Origin of the sequence: Photobacterium profundum (assembly GCF_003026285.1) — a bacterium.
Classification (GTDB): domain Bacteria; phylum Pseudomonadota; class Gammaproteobacteria; order Enterobacterales; family Vibrionaceae; genus Photobacterium; species Photobacterium profundum.
In genome coordinates this window covers 589320-610052 of record NZ_PYOD01000002.1, presented here as the reverse complement: position 1 = coordinate 610052, position 20733 = coordinate 589320, and the positions used below count along the sequence as shown (strand labels likewise).

At 40.5% G+C, this 20733-nt stretch carries 19 protein-coding genes; 12 read left to right on the top strand and 7 right to left on the bottom strand.

Annotated elements, in window-relative coordinates; genetic code table 11:
- Positions 1–86 precede the first annotated feature (86 nt).
- Complete coding sequence (locus C9J48_RS07515; RefSeq protein ID WP_006228832.1) at positions 87–596, top strand: GNAT family N-acetyltransferase; 510 nt, start codon at positions 87–89, stop codon at positions 594–596.
- A 28-nt stretch (positions 597–624) separates the two neighbouring features.
- Positions 625–939: a heavy metal-binding domain-containing protein gene (locus C9J48_RS07510; RefSeq protein WP_006228833.1), complete on the top strand. Its 315-nt coding sequence runs from the start codon at positions 625–627 to the stop codon at positions 937–939.
- A 541-nt stretch (positions 940–1480) separates the two neighbouring features.
- Here C9J48_RS07510 and C9J48_RS07505 read toward each other — a convergent pair.
- Positions 1481–2350, bottom strand: coding sequence for a LysR substrate-binding domain-containing protein (locus C9J48_RS07505; RefSeq protein WP_006228834.1), 870 nt, complete (start codon positions 2348–2350; stop codon positions 1481–1483).
- A gap of 108 nt (positions 2351–2458) precedes the next feature.
- Between C9J48_RS07505 and C9J48_RS07500 the strand changes: the two genes are divergently transcribed.
- From C9J48_RS07500 to C9J48_RS07485, 4 genes are all read left to right on the top strand, one after another.
- Complete coding sequence (locus C9J48_RS07500) at positions 2459–2785, top strand: carboxymuconolactone decarboxylase family protein (protein ID WP_006228835.1); 327 nt, start codon at positions 2459–2461, stop codon at positions 2783–2785.
- Positions 2785–3189, top strand: coding sequence for a tautomerase family protein (locus C9J48_RS07495; protein ID WP_006228836.1), 405 nt, complete (start codon positions 2785–2787; stop codon positions 3187–3189). The genes C9J48_RS07500 and C9J48_RS07495 overlap by 1 nt, the downstream gene beginning before the upstream one ends.
- Positions 3186–3683, top strand: a complete 498-nt coding sequence (locus C9J48_RS07490; RefSeq protein WP_006228837.1) for a DUF4865 family protein — start codon at positions 3186–3188, stop codon at positions 3681–3683. The genes C9J48_RS07495 and C9J48_RS07490 overlap by 4 nt, the downstream gene beginning before the upstream one ends.
- Positions 3684–4545: 862 nt before the next feature.
- Positions 4546–4836 (top strand): hypothetical protein, encoded by a 291-nt coding sequence (locus C9J48_RS07485; RefSeq protein WP_006228838.1) that lies wholly within the window; start codon positions 4546–4548, stop codon positions 4834–4836.
- 418 nt (positions 4837–5254) lie between these two features.
- Here the strand turns inward: C9J48_RS07485 and C9J48_RS07480 are convergent, their stop codons facing one another.
- Entirely contained in the window at positions 5255–5842 is a 588-nt protein-coding gene (locus C9J48_RS07480; RefSeq protein ID WP_006228839.1) for an AAA family ATPase, read from the bottom strand.
- 143 nt (positions 5843–5985) lie between these two features.
- Here C9J48_RS07480 and C9J48_RS07475 point away from each other — a divergent pair, with 143 nt between their 5' ends.
- On the top strand, positions 5986–7158 hold the full coding sequence (locus C9J48_RS07475; RefSeq protein ID WP_181320804.1) for a MerR family transcriptional regulator: 1173 nt from the start codon (positions 5986–5988) through the stop codon (positions 7156–7158).
- A 112-nt stretch (positions 7159–7270) separates the two neighbouring features.
- Here the strand turns inward: C9J48_RS07475 and C9J48_RS07470 are convergent, their stop codons facing one another.
- Positions 7271–8713 carry a cytochrome P450 gene (locus tag C9J48_RS07470; RefSeq protein ID WP_006228841.1) on the bottom strand — a complete coding sequence of 481 codons (1443 nt, stop codon included), beginning with the start codon at positions 8711–8713 and terminating at the stop codon, positions 7271–7273.
- Positions 8714–9246: 533 nt separating this feature from the next.
- On the opposite strand from C9J48_RS07470, the gene C9J48_RS07460 reads away from it, so the two are divergent.
- Positions 9247–9630, top strand: coding sequence for a DUF2784 domain-containing protein (locus tag C9J48_RS07460; RefSeq protein WP_036802853.1), 384 nt, complete (start codon positions 9247–9249; stop codon positions 9628–9630).
- A complete protein-coding gene (locus C9J48_RS07455; protein ID WP_006228843.1) occupies positions 9627–10382 on the top strand; it encodes an alpha/beta hydrolase in 756 nt (251 codons plus the stop codon). Before C9J48_RS07460 ends, C9J48_RS07455 begins: the two co-directional genes overlap by 4 nt.
- 456 nt (positions 10383–10838) lie before the next feature.
- Here the strand turns inward: C9J48_RS07455 and C9J48_RS07445 are convergent, their stop codons facing one another.
- Entirely contained in the window at positions 10839–12128 is a 1290-nt protein-coding gene (locus tag C9J48_RS07445; protein WP_036802855.1) for a DEAD/DEAH box helicase, read from the bottom strand.
- Between the two features lie 389 nt (positions 12129–12517).
- On the opposite strand from C9J48_RS07445, the gene C9J48_RS28340 reads away from it, so the two are divergent.
- Entirely contained in the window at positions 12518–13684 is a 1167-nt protein-coding gene (locus C9J48_RS28340; RefSeq protein ID WP_006228846.1) for a methyl-accepting chemotaxis protein, read from the top strand.
- Positions 13685–14103: 419 nt separating this feature from the next.
- Entirely contained in the window at positions 14104–14949 is an 846-nt protein-coding gene (locus tag C9J48_RS07435; protein ID WP_006228847.1) for an enoyl-CoA hydratase/isomerase family protein, read from the top strand.
- A gap of 103 nt (positions 14950–15052) precedes the next feature.
- Here C9J48_RS07435 and C9J48_RS07430 read toward each other — a convergent pair whose 3' ends face one another.
- Entirely contained in the window at positions 15053–16804 is a 1752-nt protein-coding gene (locus C9J48_RS07430) for an SgrR family transcriptional regulator (RefSeq protein ID WP_242610783.1), read from the bottom strand.
- 351 nt (positions 16805–17155) lie between these two features.
- Between C9J48_RS07430 and C9J48_RS07420 the strand changes: the two genes are divergently transcribed.
- A complete protein-coding gene (locus tag C9J48_RS07420; protein ID WP_006228850.1) occupies positions 17156–17545 on the top strand; it encodes a VOC family protein in 390 nt (129 codons plus the stop codon).
- 57 nt (positions 17546–17602) lie between these two features.
- Here C9J48_RS07420 and C9J48_RS07415 read toward each other — a convergent pair whose 3' ends face one another.
- Positions 17603–18517, bottom strand: coding sequence for a helix-turn-helix domain-containing protein (locus tag C9J48_RS07415; protein ID WP_006228851.1), 915 nt, complete (start codon positions 18515–18517; stop codon positions 17603–17605).
- Between the two features lie 167 nt (positions 18518–18684).
- A complete protein-coding gene (locus C9J48_RS07410) occupies positions 18685–20250 on the bottom strand; it encodes an arylsulfatase (RefSeq protein ID WP_006228852.1) in 1566 nt (521 codons plus the stop codon).
- Positions 20251–20733 lie beyond the last annotated feature (483 nt).

Below are 20733 nucleotides of genomic sequence, written 5' to 3'. Positions count from 1 at the left end.
TTCGATTGTGAGTAAACAATTTTGCGAGCATACTGGCTTATGCAATGGCAATGCCCCTAAGAATGATGGAAGAGTGAGGAGACAGTTTGAATATCATAGAAACAGAACGATTAACGATTCGCTGGTTAATTGAAGATGATGCTGAGTTTATTTATAGACTTTATAACACCGATTCATTCTTACAGTTTGTGGGCGATAAGAATTTACAGACAATAGACGATGCTCGTAAGTACTTACTGACGGGTGCATTAAATATGTATGAGCGCATTGGTATGGGCTTGTATATGGTTGAACTAAAATCGGACAAGACGGCATTAGGTATTAGTGGCTTAATAAAGCGTGACTCTCTTAATGATATCGATATCGGCTACGGTTTTTTACCTGAATTTGAAGGTAAAGGGTATGCATATGAAGCGGGTGTTGCACTAAAATCCTATGCTAAAGATGCCCTGAAGATTGAACGGTTAGTTGCGATTACTACCGCTGATAATAAACGCTCTATAACGCTGTTAGAAAAGTTGGGGCTCGACTTTGAAAGTACAGTTGAAGAACCAGATAATCAGCCCGCCTTGCGCTTGTATGCAATGCACCTGTAAACATTCGAATAACAAAAAGGAAATCATTATGTTATGTGTTACAACGTCAGATATTATTGGACGAGAAATTACAGAAACATTGGGTGTTGTTACGGGCAATGTTGTGCAATCTAAGCACGTAGGTCGAGACATTATGGCAGGTTTTAAAACTATCTTTGGTGGTGAAATTCGCGGCTATACTGAAATGCTCACAGAAGCGCGTGAAGAGGCCTTAAACCGTGCAATTGCCGATGCACAATCGCAAGGTGCTGATGCCATCGTGAACCTTAGGTTTACAACAAGTGCGATCATGCAGGGCGCTTCAGAAATTCTTGCCTATGGCACTGCGGTTAAACTACGTTAATTTATGAGGCTTAATACCAAGTATTCAGGTTTGGAATTCCAGTTAATTACTAAAGCCAGTAAGCACAAGGGTAAGGCTACTACCTAGGCTAGCAGGGCTACAAACTAAGAGTTGCCTCATTCGGTGTTTAACAGTGGCTCGATAAGCATAAAACTAAATTGCGAAGCGGCTTGTTTCGTAATTTATGGGAGGATTCATTTTCCAATTGTGCAGTAACCTGCTACACAAATCATCTCAACTAATTTCTGCCCCAAACCTTTTTAGAGGGCGCTCTACTTCTGATAAAGCTGGCTAATGGATTTGGATTTATGCCATCAATTTGACAACAGTCTGCTGACCAAAATAGGGGAACAAGTTGTTTCCTCTTTTCTGAACAGTTTGCTTCGAAACTCTCTATTTAGCGTTTTATGAAATGTCCAACAAACTGAGTTACTAACTTACTTTTGCCCCGAAACGAGTTAAAGCACATAAAACAATATTGGTCAAAACTAGCTTTTGACTGAGCGTATCTAATTCGAGAAATGTCTGGTCATTTATAAATCTATTTTTCAAGATACTGCAAAAGCTGTTGTTTTAATTCACCATATAGCTGAGCTTGAACTTCCTCTAGCTGGTATTGATTGCGATCAAGGCATAATCGAAGTTTTCCAAGTTTGGGTAATCCATTCAACTTGCTGACGCTGTCTGGATGACTGAAAGAAGAGCGGACAGTAATACCTAGTCCGGCCTCAACTCCTCGCCATAAGTTGCTTAAGCTTCGGCCAACGAAAGTAATTTTCCATGGGATGCCTTCGTGATCCAGTGCTTCTGTTGCTTGTTGTCTTATCATACATGCGGAATCGAGCATCACTAAAGGTAAGGGCTTGGCTGACTGAACGGATTCTTTCAAGTGTTTGCTTTTCGGCCCATACCAATGCAGTGGTAGTTCTGCCAAACACTCACTATATGGTGCGGCTTTTTTTCCTTCCCAACCTAATGAGAAATCTAATTCACCAGATTTGATACCATTAATGAGTTCTTTATGGCGACCAACGACAGATTGCAATTGCAGTTGTGGGTGTGTTCGTGAAAATGCGCCTAAAAGTTGTGGTAACAGAACCTCACTGAAGTCTTCTTGTAAGCCAAAGGCGACTTTTCCTTCAAGTGTATTTCCCATTAACCTGTGCAGCGCTTCGTCATTTAGCTGAAGCATACGTCGGGCATAAGCCAGAACTATTTCTCCAGCTTCAGTAGGCTCTAGGTGTCGGCCTATTTTAGCGACTAATGGAGTATTGCATTGCTGCTCAAGCTTTTTTAACTGAGCACTGGCAGCAGAAGGAGATCGGTTAAGTCGTTCTGCGGCAAGAGCAAAACTCCCCAGCTCAATACCTAAGACAAAACACCTCAAGGCATCCAAATCCAAATTACGCATGACCAATCATCCCGAAAATCAAAACAGTTACTATAAATAGTTTTGATTTTTTATATTAAAAGATCAACTTATTATTGTTCCGTAAGCTCAATTAGCTAAGGAAAATATATGACCTCAAAAGAAAAAGACTTAATGGCGACGTTTGCTAGAGTTGCCCCTCAATTTCATCAGCTCACCTCTAAGGTACTGTTTGAACAAGTTTGGCGTGATGAAAGTCTGAGCCTGCGGGATCGTAGCTTGATAACAGTTACCGCGTTGGTCGCCTTAAATCGAATGGAACAATTACCGGGGCATTTAGAACGAGCATTAGATAATGGACTCAGCAAAGAAGAGTTGAGTGCAGCAGTGACACATTTGGCTTTTTATGCGGGCTGGCCTGTGACGGCTTCAGCAATCGAGCGCTTAGATGATATTAACGGTTTGAGGACTTACTAATGCCTTTGACACGGATATCAGTTAGTAATGAGTTATTTAAAAATTATCAACATCAAATTTCAAGGATTCTACAGCAGTGTTTAGAAAAACATTTTGACGTGCCACGTGGAGATTGTTTTCAAATGTTCGATGTTCACAGTCCACAGCAGAAAGTATTTAATCAATACTACCCAAATTTAACCCAAGGGCGCAGCAAATTCGGTGCTCTATTTCATGTCTTCGCAGGAAAACCGCACAGTCATGAGCAAAAGCGAGCTTTGTATAAAGCGCTGTGTGAACAACTTCAGAAAAAAACAGTCATTAGTAAAGAAGATATCATGGTGGTTCTTCAATTTAACGAGGCAGAAGACTGGTCTTTTTCTTCAGGCCTCTCATGGAAAGACGTAGCGGGGAAAGTAAAATGATAGCAATGCAATATAAAATAGTTCTCCCTGCTGATTATCCAATGGAAAAAATTGAAACGCGAATAAGAGAAAAAGGATATCTGTTAGATGGATATCCAGGCTTGGTTTTTAAGGCATACCTATACTCACGTAAGGATGCAGAGAATTATAAAACCTTAGTAAACAGCTATGCCCCGTTTTATATTTGGCAGGATCATCAGTCAATGGTCTCTTTTCTTAAAAGCGATGGTTTTAGAAGCCTCTGTGAGCAGTTTGGCCAGCCTGAAGTTAAGATTTGGTTTGTTGACGGTGAAGCAAAGGTACCCGATTCGGAATGTTATTTTGCTTGTATACATCATCAAGTCAGTCTGGATGCAGATGTTTACGGTCTGAATTTTACCTCCTGGAATACGCTGGGGGTCACGTGGATAACTCACTCAGAACTGTTTAATGAAATGGATGGAGACATCTATTCTGTGGGTTATGTTGCCCGTGGTAAAAAGGCATTTAGTTAGTCAGTGCATTAGTTATTACTAATGAAATAGAAGCGTGTTATAAGTTTAAGAGCTAACACGCTTCTGTCCAGAAGTAAGTTTGAGATATCGCTACTTGTCTTGTGAGTACTAAAGGGTTCTTTGGAGATAAGCTTGTGACTATTTGATGAGGAATAGGTAATAGAAAGGATCTTTAGAATGTTTTTTTTGTAGTATGTTTACTATGTTGCTCTTTTTATCTATCACCAATTTGCTATCTTTTCCTGTACGCATCATTATGTTTTTATTGTGTGAAAGTTATTCACTTCATGCTTCCTGTTTTCTTTTATCCGAGAGATCCGGCATTTTTAAACAGCTGACGATTAACTAAATTTATCCACTCTCTCAAACGAAGTATTACCTTTCATTCTTATACTCAATATATCATAACGAATAAACTAACGTGGTAATGAGTAGTTTTATGGGTTAAGAGATTCAGAAAGCTTAGTTATACCTTTATCCTAATATTAGTTTAAATTTACTTATATGAATATAATGCCCTAGTGTAAAGTACCTCTTTAGTGTTGCGTTAAATGGTTGTCAATGATTATGTCGGTAATAAACATAATCACCACGTCGTACATATAAAAGTAGCTTAAAAAACTTGATTTAGAAATAAATGAACTCTCAATGTAATTAGAGTATTGAATCTAATATTTAGATATTTTCGAACGCATATGCTCCTTATGGTCTAGTTGGCAGTTAAACCAACCAGTAGCTCTCAAAAAACATCACCAAGATCTCATAAAACAACAAAAATAGAGGACGAGAATTCCAAGAACAAACTTTCTAGTACATAATAATTAAGTCGTCAAATCGAAGATATTTATTTAAAGGGAATTTCATGAGAAATATTGCCGATATTATCGAGCAACTTAAAAGTGGAAAGCAGAATTTCAATATCTGGGTATATTCAAGTAAAGATCACTATTGTAAGTTTGGTGCTCAAAGTAGTAAACCGCGTACACTCCAACTACAGAAAGCAATTGAACAGCATTTACAAGTCATCGTAGAAATGCATAACTATGAAATTGATAATGCTTATCTCTTTTTACCTGAAATACATGCGGTAATACCTGTGAATTTCCATGATGGTCATGTTCTCTCAACACATATGACACAAGTGGCAACGTAAGGACGTGAACTAGTTCGATGTCTTTATATACTTGGTATCAAGAATGATTAAGAAACAAATTATGGTTAGGTTGTTTCTGCATTACCCCAATTAATAAAGATATAAATAAACAGACCCATTGGGTCTGTTTATTTAAAAAGTGTTTTATATCAATCTTATTAATTCAGCCCCAGATATAGTCAGAAAAGTAGCCAAATTAAGTTTGGACTTCAAGAAATCGTTGGGCGTAATTGATTGCAACTTCAATTTTTCACCAGTTACGAACAATGCCCGAGTTGTTCATCAAACCGTTATTTGACCACGTTTTCTTAATCCAAGTAATGTGCCTACAAGTTCGAGGGAATATCCGTAATGTTACTTCTTTGGTCCGAGAGCATCACCAAAGCTACAAACCAAGCAGCAAAATAAGGGGTACTGTCTATGATCTATGGTACCTGTTTATCACATTTTCTATGGTCATTATTCCAAACATAATTTTTCTGACAAATGACTCGGAAGTGCCAACGAAGTAGAAGTGAGGATGCCTAGACCAAATCTTCTGCAGTTTTTTATCTAATTGAACTGCCTGTTCAGAAGACTCGTTTCTTACCGGATTGTTACTGCTGATATCATGTCCGGTGGCTGCAGCTGATTCAAAAAAAATCACGGCATCATAGCGAGCGATTTCGTGGTCAAAGGTTGAATTTACATCTTTAAAAAAGTCACTTTCCGTACCTGGCCAGTAAGCTAGGCCGTCAAGTGACCCGCGATCGCAGACCAGCAACCTATCCGGAAATTGTTTTTTATGGATTTCTTCCAGATTTTTCTGCAGCTGAAAAATAGTTTTCTGAATCATTCTGAGTGTTTGCTCATTATCTGATCGCGTTATCCCTCCGGAAAAGAGCAAGGTTGCAGCCTCGGGTACAACGGCAATTTTATGGCCTAGCTCTCTACGGAATAGATCCAGTGCTGTGGTTTTTCCTCCACCGGGACCACCCGTTACGACAACTTGCAACTGCTTTTTCATTACGGCCTCTAACTAGCTAGTTGTTATCTAAGAAGCTTAGTCAAAAGTTGAAAATAATTAGCTATTTCTAAACTTGTTATTGACCTGTCTATAACTTCATAGTTTAAAGTGCTCTTATTCAAACAATGGAATCGAATTAAATGGTGTATCGAATTTCTGAGCTCGCTGTTGAAGTGGGGCTGTCACGCACCGCTCTACTTTATTATGAAAAACAAAACCTTATAAAAGGTCGAAGATTAAGTAACGGCTATCGAGTATACAGCGAGAGTGATCTTCAGCGCATCCGTTTAATTCGGCAACTTCAGGCTGGAGGATTAACCCTCAAAGAGTGTAAAGCGTGCTTAGAGGCAAAAGTAGACCGTAAACTTTTACAACGTCGATTATATAAATTGGATGATGAAATTGCCCAAAAACAACAGTCGCGACAGCTTCTCGCGGCGATGCTTGGTGAGGGGAATCTTAAAGAGTGGCATGAAAATACAAATAAATTAGCGCCTGATGCGCATTTAGATTGGTTAATGAAGCAGGGGTTCAGTGAAAAAGAAGCGCTGCGATTAAAATGGTTATCAAAAGACATGAACGAACACGAACAGTATATGGCCGAATTTATGACGGTCTTTGAAGCACTTGACCGTTGGGCGCCAGGAAGTGAAAGTGAAACACTCAAAGCGTTGTCGCTTTTACCTGAGCAACCGAAAGTCATTCTTGAAATTGGCTGTGGTAAAGGTCTGGCCACGACGGTACTGGCAAATAATACGACCGCATCTATTACAGCTGTGGATAACGAGCAATCGGCATTAACAAGACTCAGTGACCGTTTTGAAGCGGATGGCTTAGCATCTCGACTCACAACAGTTTGTGCCAGTATGACGACGCTGCCTTTTAGTGAGGCGAGTTTCGATCTTTTATGGGCAGAAGGAAGCGCTTACATCATGGGTGTGACCAAGGCTTTATCTCAATGGAAGCCTCTGCTTGATGACGGAGGTATTTTAATGCTAAGCGACTTAGTTTGGTTGACAGATACGCCGAATGAGGAAGCTATCGAATTCTGGAAGCATGAATATCCTGATATTCAAACGGTTACTACACGTATCAAACAGATGGAAATTGCTGGTTATGACGTTATTAATAACTTTACGCTCAGTCGCCAAGCATGGCTGAACTACTATGAACCATTGAAATTGCGCATTGAAGAAGTACAACCAGAAATGCAAGGCTCTCAGGTACTGAAAGAAATTAGTAAAGAAGTCGACATTTACAGCAACTATCTTGGTCAGTTCGGCTATCAGATGTTTATCCTAAGAAAGTGTCGTTAAAGTAGCGGCTATCTCTTTTCTTTAAGTATGTTTTAAAGAGGTACTATCGTGAAAACCACCTCCAATGGAGGTGGTTTTTGTTGAAACACTAGACAGCAGTATTGTGGGCGGGTTATTTGCCCACAGTTTTGAGTTGCAAACAGATCTGAAGGTTCTTGGGTCGCATGGTAATGGCATACTCTTCCACTACTGGCGGGCTCTCCGGCTGAGAGATGTCAAATTGCTGGCATAGCATGGCTATGACCATTTTTGTTTCCATAAAAGCCAGAGTTTCACCGGGGCAGTGGCGTGCACCACCGCCAAAGGGAAAGTGGCTGGTTGCTTTGTGCGGGCAAGCTTCTGCTGCCACGGCTTCTTCCTGCCAGCGCTCAGGCCTGAATTGCTCTGCGTCCTTAAAGTGCTCTGGGTTAAGTCCGCCTAGCCGCGTCATCAAAAAGAGACCGGTACCAGCTGGTAACTCTGTGCCATCCAGTAGTGTCACCTGATCAACGGTTTCAGCTGATATCATGGGAGCTGTGGACTTTAGGCGTAAGGTTTCACGGGCGACGGCCTCCAGATAAGTCAGCTCATCCAGCCCCTGTACGTTGATCTGACCCTTATGCTTCAATCGGATCTGTTCCGCCTCTTCATTTATTTTGCACTGAATATCCGGTCTCTGGCTGATAAAATACAGCATCCAGGCGATCAGGTTAGAGGTTGTGTCTTCACCTGCCAGCAGTAATGTCAGGATATTGGCAAACAGTTCTTCGTTGGTCAGGCGGTTATTATCATCAGAAGCCGCGACCATCGCCTGTAGTATGGTTTCGGGAGCATCTGCCAGCTGCGGGTTGAATTGCAGTTCATCCCGAGTTTGTTCTACTATCTTTAGCGCATATTTCTCAACTTCAATCAGTGCCTGATCTAATTTGCGATCCTTTTTAAATTTGATGTATTTCCAGTAGGGAAAAGGCATCCTGGTGCGGCTGTTTAACTGCGGGAAGATCACTTCTAGATGTTTCTGCAGACCATCTCCGTCATGTTCCAGTAATCTGGTGTCATGTCCGAACACCAGAGAGGTGGTGATATCGACGGTAAAACGGCGAAGATCATCATGGATGGCGAGAGTATCTTGTCCTTTTTTCTTAACGAGACGAAGGCGAAGCCGTTCAGTGGTTTGTTCCAGCAGAGGAAAAAATGAAGCTAGGCTCTTTTTACTGAATGCGGGCATGATTAGCCTGCGCTGTCGCTTCCAGCTTTCGCCATTGGCTGAAAGTACACCGTGGATCCCGAGTTCTTTGAATACCCGCTCGAGACTAGCGGTACGATTGAAAGACTTTGGGCGCCGCCGCAGGATATCTTTGACCACCACAGGGTCTGCTATCACCACAAACAACAGGCCAGCAATATCGATTTTGTATGTATTACCATATTCCAAACACCATTGCTCCAGCACCTGATGCAGTTTTTTAGACTGTAGCTGCAGGAAATTGCCCAACAATGGCCAGCCTTTAGGTTGGGGTAGGTCATCCAATGTTCGTTTTATCAGTTGATTTTCCCGTACCACTGACTCCGTCATGCTTGTATCCTCCTTTTATGATAACCAACTTCTGTGGGGTAACAGAAATGGCTATAAATAGACTAGCAGATCGTACCAGTTGGTAAGTATAGTGGCTTTGTTGATATTTTCCGCTGATTAGTGAAGATGATTATTTGGAAGAGCCGGTACCATCATAAACGCGTTCATCATGTTACCAATGGTTGATGATCTCTTCAGATATCCAAATGTCGAACCGGCCGCGTTGCCTGAGAGCCTGGTTGTACTCGCGATAGTTATTTAACGCGTAGGTATGCTTCTTAAAATGATGGCGTTTGGCGTCATTATGTTTGTAGGGCATGTGTTAAACAGCTAACCGGAATGAAGAGCTGGTTATGATAACTGAGCTCAGTGTTAATGGAATAATTGAGTATTATCAGATCGCTTCAACAAAGCTCTTTATAGGCGTTATCAATATCTGGAATTGCTATAGATATGCTGATTTTTGCATTTCGATAGGTAACGGGTATATAACTTATAATGCCAAGCATGGGCTAATATGTAAGGTGAAAATAATGACTTACCTAATACTGGCAGATTTGTTGGTGCTAGTGCATTTGCTATTTATCATTTTTGTACTCTTAGGCGGGCTATTGCTTATGTTGCGCGGCTCTCTTATTTTTGTGCACCTCCCTGCCGTCATCTGGGCAGCGCTGATTAGTTTTAAGGGTTGGATTTGTCCATTGACGCCGTTGGAAAATCACTTGAGGCGAGTTGCTGGTTCGGCTGATTATGAGCAGGGATTTGTCGAGCATTATCTGATTCCTATCATTTATCCGAATAATTTAACCCCTAATATTCAGGTAATGCTTGGCATCTTTGCTTTACTAATTAACCTCTGTATTTATTGTCTTGTCTATTATAAGCGTATGGCTAAGCACGACGGGAAACGGGGATGAAAAGTACCTTAACGACAATACTGCTAATCTATATTATTTTCTGTCTACTGCTGTTCGTTTTGCAACGTAAATTTATATATTTTCCGCAACCGCCAGCTGCGGTGAAAGGAATAACTGAAATCAGCTTTACTACCGACGGTGTACAGTTGAGCGGCTGGGTGGTTAATGAGGGCCAGCCGAAAGCATTAATCTATTATGGTGGCAATGCAGAACGTATTGAAAATAACATCGCATTTTTTGAAGCTGTATTGTCGAATTATAGCGTATATTTAATTCCGTATCGGGGGTATGGTAACAGTACCGGTACGCCTAGCGAAGCATATCTCTATCACGATGCTTTGTATATTTTTGATCGGGTAAAGGTAAACCATGAACAGATCTCTTTGATGGGCAGAAGCCTTGGCTCAGGTGTTGCCACCTATGTGGCGGTTAACCGGCAGGTGGAAAAACTGCTACTGGTCACTCCCTTTGATAGCATCGTAAATGTCGCCAAGAATATCTACTGGATGTTTCCGGTCTCCCTGCTTCTTCAGGATAAGTTCCAGTCAATAAACAGGGCGAAAAACATTACTGCACAAACTTATATCTTTATTGCGGAAAACGATCGGGTGATCCCGCGGGCAAGAAGCGAGCGGTTAAAAGCTCAATTCACAGAGCAACTGATCGACTCGGTTCTAGTCAGCGGAGCCGATCATAACGATATTTCACTGTACCCTGAATATATTGCCGGGGTGAAGCGAGCGCTGCAATAATACTAAATCCGATAACTTTCTATTCATTCATTTTTACTACACCTAAATAGATCATTAAATTAACGGACTGCAGTATGATCTTGGAAGGAAAATGACGGCCTGTGAATTTAATAGTCATAATATTGGAAGTGATGAATGTTGAGGATGATCATAACCTACCGCCCCAGTTTGCGACAAAACCGAAATTATCATTACCCCTATCTCAGATAATACGAATACTTCATCGGGGGATTCAGAGGTTGCGAATGAGGCTTGTGATGGATTTGATAGATCAACTCACCGTTGATGTGATGTGGTCGCGAGGGCCGCTTAAGGGAAAATGAGTATTACACCCCCCTTCAAGCTAATACATGATTAAATCGATTAGCCCTGCAGAGAGGTGTTCATGTTACAAATTAACCTTTAAATGGTTTCCATTTAAAAATCAGATTGTTGTTAGATTGATTTTTTATCTGGTTAAAAATTGTCCAGCCAGATATCTTCATTCAAAGATGCTTTATTTTTTCGTTTTTTCTTACCGCTGCCTTCAGGTTTTGCCATCGGCTTATTTGCAATTAAAAACGCTTCATTCACTTCATCAGCTTCAAAGCCTTCTACTTGCTCACGTTCAAGTCGGATCTTGTTCTTCTTTTCGATGACTTTGAAATGATGATAATCGTCATGATCGATAAGTGATAATGCTAAGCCCACTTCACCAGCACGGCCACTTCGACCGATACGGTGCATGTAGTCTGACGGGCTTCTTGGTAAGTCAAAATTGATCACCACTGGCAGTTTTTCGATGTCTAGACCACGGGCAGCAATATCTGTAGCAATTAACACTTCAATCTCGCCTGATTTAAACGCTTCAAGCACGCGAGTACGAGCGCCTTGGCCTTTATCACCATGAAACACTTCTGCGGTAATACCACGTTTAGAGAGTTTGTCTGCTAAGTGCTCACAGCTGTTTTTGGCATTAACGAAAATAAGCGCTTGTCGCCATTCATGTTGCTTGATCAAATGCGCTAATAAGGCGGTTTTCTCACCTTTGTTAACGGTAAAAACACGCTGAACTAAAGTGCTAGCATCTGCACTTTGCAATTGAATTTCAACAGGATCGTTAAGCAATTCTTGAGTTAACGCCTGTACTTGCTCAGGAAAGGTCGCTGAAAATAATAACGTTTGCTTATTCTTGGGCAATAAATCCAACAATGCAGATAGCTCGTCAGTAAAGCCTAGACTTAACATTCGATCGGCTTCATCAAGCACTAGGGTTTTAACTCTATCGAGCTTAATGGCATTACTTGAAATCAAATCGAGTAATCGACCAGGCGTTGCAACCAAAATATCAGTGCCGCCACGTAATGCGAGCATTTGAGTATTCGCTGATACACCACCAAAAACAGCAACCGTTTTAATCGCACCGTTAAAATGCACTGCATAAGATTTAATGCTGTCAGCAACTTGCTTAGCCAGTTCTCGGGTAGGTACCAAAATCAGTCCAGTAACATAGTTACCTTTACTGCTTAATGGTTTGTTAGCGTGTTGTTGCTGAAAAAGGTGCTGTAATATAGGCAGTGCAAAAGCAGCAGTTTTACCAGAACCAGTATTTGCCCCTGCAATTAAGTCACGTCCTGCTAATACACTTGGGATCACTTGCGCTTGAATAGGCGTTGGCTGTTGATATTCCAGCTCAGTTAATCTAGCTAATAGAGGTGAAATAAGGCCAAGTTCTGTAAAGTTGGCTGGCGTTGTGGCAGTAGTCATTAATATAAAGGGCTCAGAGCTAAGATAATAGCGCGCTATTTTAGCGTATTTATGCCCCGTTAAGTTAGTGATATCGATCAAACCCTGCCGTAATGTCATTCCCCCTCCAATAGACCGAGTTTTATACGAAACTAAGTTCCAAGCGTTAAGTAGAGCAATGATAGGGATAATATAAGAAGCACAACCGTTCTTTTTGTCGTCCAAGATTCGGGTTAACTATAACTTGTATTATATATGCATGTTATATAGGATGTTGCGCAATAGGGAAGCGGCTAACATCTTAATACTTACTGATAATCAAGGACAAGCATACAAGCTTAACAATAGATAAAAGCCAGTAGAGATGCCGAATTACCCAGTAAAAAACATCACTTATAATGGGACAGTATATGCGTTCACTTTTTATTCGAATGAGGTTCATTCACTGGTTAGGTGCGATTGCACTTTTGGTAAATGCTACATTTTTTACTGATGTGTTATTTTCACAAATCATTCAATATGTTGTTGTTGTTTCTTTGATTACCCATGATATTGATGAAAAATTTTGGGGCGTCGATTCTCTGGAAAATGTCACAAATTATATGAAGAATTTCGAAAGAAAAGATCTTTCTGTGCCTTGCGAAATAAACAGTAAGTACAACAAAGAAATGGGTAATGTACTCAATGTTATTAATACCTTCAGAGAAAATGTGAAATGTGCGCTGGTAGATATACAACAACAGGCCAATACCTCTGATGAAATCTCCGATTTACTTAAGCTTAAAACTCAAAACATTTCAGTAAGGATTCAGGAACAAGACAATCGAGTCCACTTTATAACAAATCAAGTTGAGACTTTGGATCAGACATCGATAACTCTTCAGTCCAAAGCAGAAGAAACGCGCTCAAAAGTTGAACAGACCCGAGATGATTTACTTACCTCAAACAGTACAATGGGAGTGATGGTAAAAGAGATAGGTACTTACATCCAAAACAATGACTCACTTCAGAGCAAATTTCACCAATTATCGAAGCAAACACAATCTATTGAAAAAGTAGTATCGGTCATCAATAACCTGGCTGATCAGACGAACCTTTTGGCTTTAAACGCCGCGATAGAAGCTGCCAGAGCGGGAGAATATGGAAGAGGTTTTGCTGTAGTGGCGGATGAAGTGAGAAACTTAGCGAAATCTACTCAGGAAAGTTTAGATGATATCAATCAGATAATAACGGGGATATCTGAAGCGGTTCTTGACGCTGGTGAACAGATGAAAACTCAGTCTGTAGCGATAACATCATTGTCTCACTACACGACAACCAGCCAATCAGGGCTCGAAGCGGCCTGCGAAAATATTAATGAAATCCTCCCGCTTATTGGTCAAGACAGTGAAAGTGATAGTGTTGATATTCTTTATGTTCACAAGCTGGTTAGAGATATCAGTAAAGAGATTGAAGCATTAAAAACGCTTTCTAGCTCAAATGCTAATGATTGTGCTGAACTTGAACAACAAGGGTACTACCTTAGTGAAGTTACAGACAACATCGTAGGACAACTGGGGTTATTTAAAACAAGTTAAAATTCTTAGACGCGATAATCGTGTGTATTTCTAAGCAAAGAACTCATAGCACGATATAACACTCTCCCCAAATACTCAAATAGGGGAGAGTGGAGTGAGTTTCAATAATCAAGTCAAAAAAAACTACTTTTGCGGGTAAATAATTATGTTCAGGGTAGATGGCATATAGTTTTTTACATGGCATTTTATAGTTCTGAAATAAAAGCCGCAGATATTGATGCCCATAAGTGACTTAGGATGATCACTTAAATCAGATTTGTCCTATAGTTGATTAGAGCTAATACTCATAGCAAATTAGTACACTTTATTTTTGAAGTGTTTCTTATTCAAAAAATATGATGTCACCTTATATAAGGTCGTATTATATGGGCTAGAGTTGCATTAAATTTAAGGGATATTTTACAGGAAGTAGCATCATCATGAATAACCTCACACTCTCAAGCGTTGCAGCAAGTCATCTACTGACTAATATCAAAGATAATGTGCTTACCATTACCATGAATTGCCCCAAGAAACTCAATGGGTGGACGATGGAAATGATGGATGCTCTTAGCGAAGTGTTTTTAGTTGCAGATACCAACGATGCCGTTAAAGCGATCATTTTATCGGGTACCGGTAAATACTACTCTGCGGGTGTCAATTTAGGCGGGTCACTTAAAGTTATGCCCCCGAAAAAGCTGCATAATTTGATCGTAAAAAATAACCTGAGGCTATTCGATATTTTTCTTAACTGTAACAAGCCGTTACTTATTGCCGTTAATGGCCCAGCAATAGGTGCCAGTGTTACATCTGCCACTTTAGCAAATAGCATTATTGCATCAGACAATGCAACTTTTTCAACTCCCTTTTCGGCTCTAGGTATAACCCCTGAGGGGTGCTCTAGTTTTCATTTTCCTCGATTATTGGGTGAAAAGAATGCACAGCGTATGTTAGGCAGTGAAGGTTGGAAACCCAATGCCAAAGAAGCATTAGACGTTGGGTTAGTTCAAAAAGTTGTCCCTCAGCATCAGCTTATGGAAGAAGCTGAGCGCATTGCTCAAGATTGGGTTGCAAATAATGAATCGCGTCAATTTTTAGCAGGAAGCCCTTTAGAAGAGCTCAAAGTGACTAATTCACGTGAATCTGAACAGCTTGCAGATTCATTTTTAGGCGCTGATTTTTTAAAAGAACAGTCACGTTTTTTTTGGCGCAAAAAGAAATATGCTCCGTCTGCTCTGTTCTTCACGTTATGGTCATTAAGACCACTATGGGCACGTTTACTTTAAATAGCCCCTCGATACAGGAGCGGCAGAGGTCGCCCGTTTATCGGATTGGTTGCTAATACCAAATATGAATAGTGGGCTCTGCCTTCCCACTATTTTCTATACTTTAATCTTCCGACCAAATTTCTTGAATTGATGGCCAACCCCAAGCTGTAATGGATACCCCTTTTAGTATTCCTTCAAAATGCAGAGTCTGCCTGTGGTGAAATAATGGTAATAACCAGTTCTCGCTGATCATCGCGGTAGCAATAGGTTCCAACTCACGTAGGTATTCTGTTAAAGGGCTTTTATGTCGGATATTGATTAACTCTTTACTTAACCATTTACTGTTTTCAGGCGTTAGGCTCTGATGTAGAACTGGGTTGGATAACAACCAGCGAAATGCAGAGGTAGGGCGATTATCGTCTAAGTTTAAGCTCGTCAGAATAAGATCTTCGTTAAGGCGATTTGCGCCAGCTTTATCGTGAAAATCGCCAAAGGAATAGAGGTTGATCTGGCATTTAACACCGGCGTGATTCAGTATTTCTTTTATAGCTTCAGAGCAATCCATCAGAGCTTGATGTTTAAACACTGCAATGGTTAGTTTTTCTGGCAATGGCTGTTGTGTTATTGGTATTCCAAAGGGTTTTATCCAGGTTGGTAATAAGTTGTGCGCAGGGATTGCTTCTATCTGATTCTTTGCATTGATTAAATACGCCATTATCTCTTCTGTAGTCAGAATCTGACTCAGATACTTACGTTGCAATATTGGAAGATCAGCCTGATGGTTGAATAGCATAAGCAAGCAACCGTCTTCGATTCTGGTCTGCTGGCCATTGTCAGCTTCTATGTTCTCTCCGTTGATAGAGAGGTAGTGCGAGCAAACAGAACGTTTATCTTGTGCGATATCCGCTTGCAGTGTCGTTGTACAAAATGAATCGTCTTTTTGTGGCGATACCTGCCAGACGGTGACAGTATCGGTGAGCGCACGGCATCCGTAATAGTTATCGAATGCTTGTAGCTGTAATCGTTTATCTGAGTGTTCTTGAACTTGAAATGCGCCACTACCCACAATCACTGTTGGGGTAAAGAGCTGTGAAACTGGCTGAATTGAGTACCTTGTATCTGCAATTAGCCCTGCAAACCCTGGATCTGGCTGGTTTAGCTGAAATTCCACACAGTGAGGGTTAATGACAGAAGTACTTTCCATGTGTGCCAGTTCTTTCTGGTATCCCGGCCAATCTTTTAATTGGGTAAATAATTCGGCTATCACTTTTGCGCTAATTACACTGCCGTCATGAAATGATAATTGTGGGCGTAAATAGAAGCGCCAGTGGTATCGCTCTTCATTATAAGTCCAGTGATGTGCTAACTGAGGAGTGACAATACCATTCTCGTCGCATTTGGTTAGGCAGCAATATATTTGGCGTAGCAGAAAGCGCTCACTGTTCCTCTGTGGAATATGAGGCAGTAGTTGTGAAAAGGGACGACGATAGGTTAGCTGAACATGCAGCTGCCCTTCACGTCGGGTTGCGCCAGAGGTATTTTGTAGTAGCTGTCCAAATAGCGTTTGGTCATTGTCGATAAGTGCTAAAGCTTTTTCATATTTTCCTTCAGAGATCATCATTTTGGCGAGATCCGCCGTCAACTCATCCGGTCTGTATTTCAGGTGAAGCATGGATCGCTGGTTTCGACCAACCTTCGGAGCCCACTCTAGCCACCCAACACTTTGCATTTCCTTTAATAGGGTGCGGCTATGTCTGGTACTGGTAAACATGGCTTCCGCTACGTCATGCAGAGTGATGAGAATTTCTTTTCTTACCCCAAATTTGGCTATACGTAGATAGTAGAGGATCAGTTTACTCTTAGACTTAGACAAAATGAGCACCAGTTTATATTTTTTGGTTCCTCATTTTAGCCATTAATGCCTTGTGGCGGTATAGATTACGTGAAATATGGCTAAAAACAGGAAGTAAATCGGTTTTTATTCTCTGTTTATGTGTTCCCTATTTGGGTTGATAATGAAATCTGTTAACGCAGCAGAGGTCGTGGTTATGTTAGACGTTATTAAAAGAATCATTCAGCAGAGAGCTGGCAACACAGTTTTAGCTGAACATTATCGAGCTCGATTGGTTGCTACTCGAAATATGATAGAGGAAGAGGCAATTGTTTATATGTCGTCACTATTATCACTTTATGATTGGGATACACAGGGTAAAAAGGAGTCAAAATGAAAATTGAGCATGTTGCGATTTGGTGTAATAGCCTTGAAAATATGAGTTCATTTTATCAACACTACTTTGGTGCTAAAAGTAGCGGTAAATATGAAAATAAAGCGAAGAAATTCTCTTCCTACTTTTTGACTCTTCCTGAGGGGGCGCGTATTGAGCTGATGAGTATGGCGTCATTTCAAATATTACCATCAGATCCTTACGTCCAATTTACAGGACTCGCACATATGGCATTTTCTGTGGGTTCTGAAGAAAAAGTGAATCAGATAACAGAGATATTTATCGCCGATGGTTACGAAGTTCTAGACGGTCCACGATGGACGGGGGATGGTTATTACGAAAGTGTAATATTGGATCCCGAAGGCAACCGAGTTGAAATTACAGTGTAAATGTAAGTAGTATTACTGTTGGAATACTTGGATATTTATAACTGCTTGTTTCGTAAATTAGCGTTTTAGTGTATCCGATGGGTATTCGCCAAATAACGATTTATAACGTGCAGAAAAGCGACCTAAGTCAGTTATATTCAATGCCAAGGCAGCATCAGTAATTGAGTACGATTCTTTATTAAGAAGAATATCCCGTAATGCATAAAGTTTAATTAACATCGCGTATTGCTTAGGTGCTAAGCCAACTCTTTCATAAAACATATTATTTAATGTGCGTGTTGAAACTCCAAGTGTGGAGGCAATGGAATTTATTGACCCCGTGTTCTGCGTGAAATTTTTCAGTGCTTTTATCGCGAAAGGAAGAATATGCTTTCTCGGTAATCGGCTACGACCTTGGTTTTGTTGCGGGCGTAGTGGTGGAGCGGTACTTTCAAGTTCTTTCAGTAGCTGTAAAACAATTTCTAATCCGGGTTTCTTTTCCTCAATGTAGCCTTTATTAGAATCACTGTCATCGAGAATACTATGTGCGATTAAGCGAATTTTATTTAGTTGGTTTTCTTTTACTTCGATGGGCATCATCGATGCGCTAATTAAGTTCAGATGTCTTGAGGTTGTTTCAAATCGAATCATCATCCAGCGGGTGTCTGGCGGAACCTGAAAACAATAAGCTGAGCCTGAATGTGAAGTAACAAGCCCCATCTGGTTTGCATTTAACGTGACACCATTAAAGATAAAACTGCCAGCTTCGAGCGGAAACATTAGTAAAGCGGATTTATCTTCTGCTGCGCTGACGTTAGGTACAATATTAAAGCTGTGTGCAAATCCATAAATTTGGTCAGGTGAAGAGGCAAGATAAAATGTTACAGGCATTCGTTGTAATTCATCGAATTGATATATAGGTGCTGTAAGGCTGTTTACGGTGGTATTTTTATGGCAACGACCAAGGTAAACATCGGCATTAAGGTTGCGCATTAATGTTTGCCTGAAGTCATCAAACTTTTTAAATGTAAGCACACTATTTACTCTATTGATGAACGTAAAAAAAGGGAGCTTTCACTCCCAATTATATAACGAATAATAAGGTAATTATTATCTTAGTTTACTCGTATGCTATTCGTTGTTTGTCACTAAACTAGCTTTTAATTGTTTTGCACTAAACCTGCTTTTTCAGCAGCCTTAGAGGCATTCATTGTTTCTTCCATTATTTTATCGATAGAGAAACTGGCCACTTCTTGACGTGGTGGAAATTCTTTAAATGATTTTAGCATTTTAGCGACTTTTGCTTGTGCTGGTACTAAACGGAATACACGATCAAACATCCAACGATCATAGCCAAAGCCTTGATCACCTTTTTCGTAAGGATCAACCTCAAGATCAAAGATCAGTGGAATACGTAAGTTAGTGAATTCACGCGTCCATACATCCCAACCTTCATTTTCTTGGATTTTGAAATGCATCTTCCATCGTCCATCGCGTAAAGCCAACAAATCACCATCATCAGACCAATAGAAGAACTCCTCACGTGCACTTTCATCTGTTTTATTGGTTAAATAATCTTGTTGGTTATAGCCATCAAGGTGGTTTTTATAAGTACGTCCATTGCTTGCAGTATAGCTTGTTAGCAGCTGCTCTTTGATATCGTTCTTACCCGCCATTGAAACTAAAGTTGGGAACCAATCTTCACCAGCAAACATTTGGTTATACAAGGATCCCGGCTTGATATGACCCGGCCATTTGATCAGTGCTGGTACTCGGAACCCGCCTTCCCATCCGGTATTCTTCTCGCCTCGGAATGGACCAAACGATGCGTCAGGCCATGTTGCATTCATTGGTCCGTTATCGGTGGTATAGACCACAATGGTGTTATCCGCGATACCAAGGTCATCAACTTTCTTTAAAATTTCTCCGATTTGATCATCATGCTCTACCATTGCATCTGCATAGAAACCAAGACCGGTACGACCTAAATTACTATTTTTCACATGTGTATTTACGTGCATGCGTGTGGTGTTGTACCAAGTAAAGAAAGGTTTATCGGCTTTGACCTGACGTTCCATGAAATCCATTGCGGCGCCAAGCGTTTCGTCATCAATGGTTTCCATACGCTTACGGGTTAATGGGCCTGTGTCTTCCATTCGACCATCAGCGAAAGATTTAATAACACCTCTAGGACCAAATTTCTCACGGAATGCGGGATCTTGAGGGTAGTCAGGGTTCTCTGGTTCTTCTTCAGCATTTAAGTGGTAAAGGTTTCCTAAGAACTCATCAAATCCGTTATTGGTTGGCAACATGTACTCTTTGTCACCAAGGTGATTTTTACCAAATTGACCTGTTGCATACCCCATATCGCGTAGCACTTGTGCCATGGTAATGTCTTCAGGTTGTAAACCTTGATCAGCACCTGGAAGCCCTACTTTGGTTAGGCCTGTACGGATAGGCATTTGACCTGTAATAAATGCAGAGCGACCAGCAGTACATGATTGTTGTGCATAGTAAGATGTGAACTTACCGCCTTGGTTGGCAATACTGTCGATATTTGGTGTTTGATATCCCAACATGCCTTGGTTGTAAGTTGATAGGTTGCTGTAACCGATATCATCACCAAAGATGACTAAAATATTGGGTTGTTCAGCAGCATAAGCCGATGTAATACCACATGTTGCCAATGTTGCTGCAACAATGGATTTTTTTAATATGTTTACCAAGGTGACCTCCTGATAAATGAGTCGGAATGGGGATCGCTATGTATGTTCAAGCGACACTACAAAGCGTATTGTGGCGTGGCAGGAGGATTTTCTTGTACGTAAAAACGGAATTAATAGTTTGGAAGGTGTGTAATTGTGTGGGGGCTTACATAAGTCTAGCTATAAGGGCTTGTTGTTATTAATAAGAGAATGCAGATCTAACCAGTAAACTTGAAAATCAGTACGTTTATACGTTTGTATAAATTTGCGACTAAACCTTTGCGAGAGACATCACGGTATTTTTTCATGTCTCCAATGACTATCAAATCGGTCGAACATCACAAAACACAACAATATAATAAATACTTGAATGCAAACGTATGTAGTTTTGTATGCAATAAGACTGTTTATGTTTTCACAGTCTATCTGATTTTATCTTATTTCAGCCAATAATTATTGTGACTAATTTATTGTATAAATAGATAAAAATAACCCTGTGCCGTC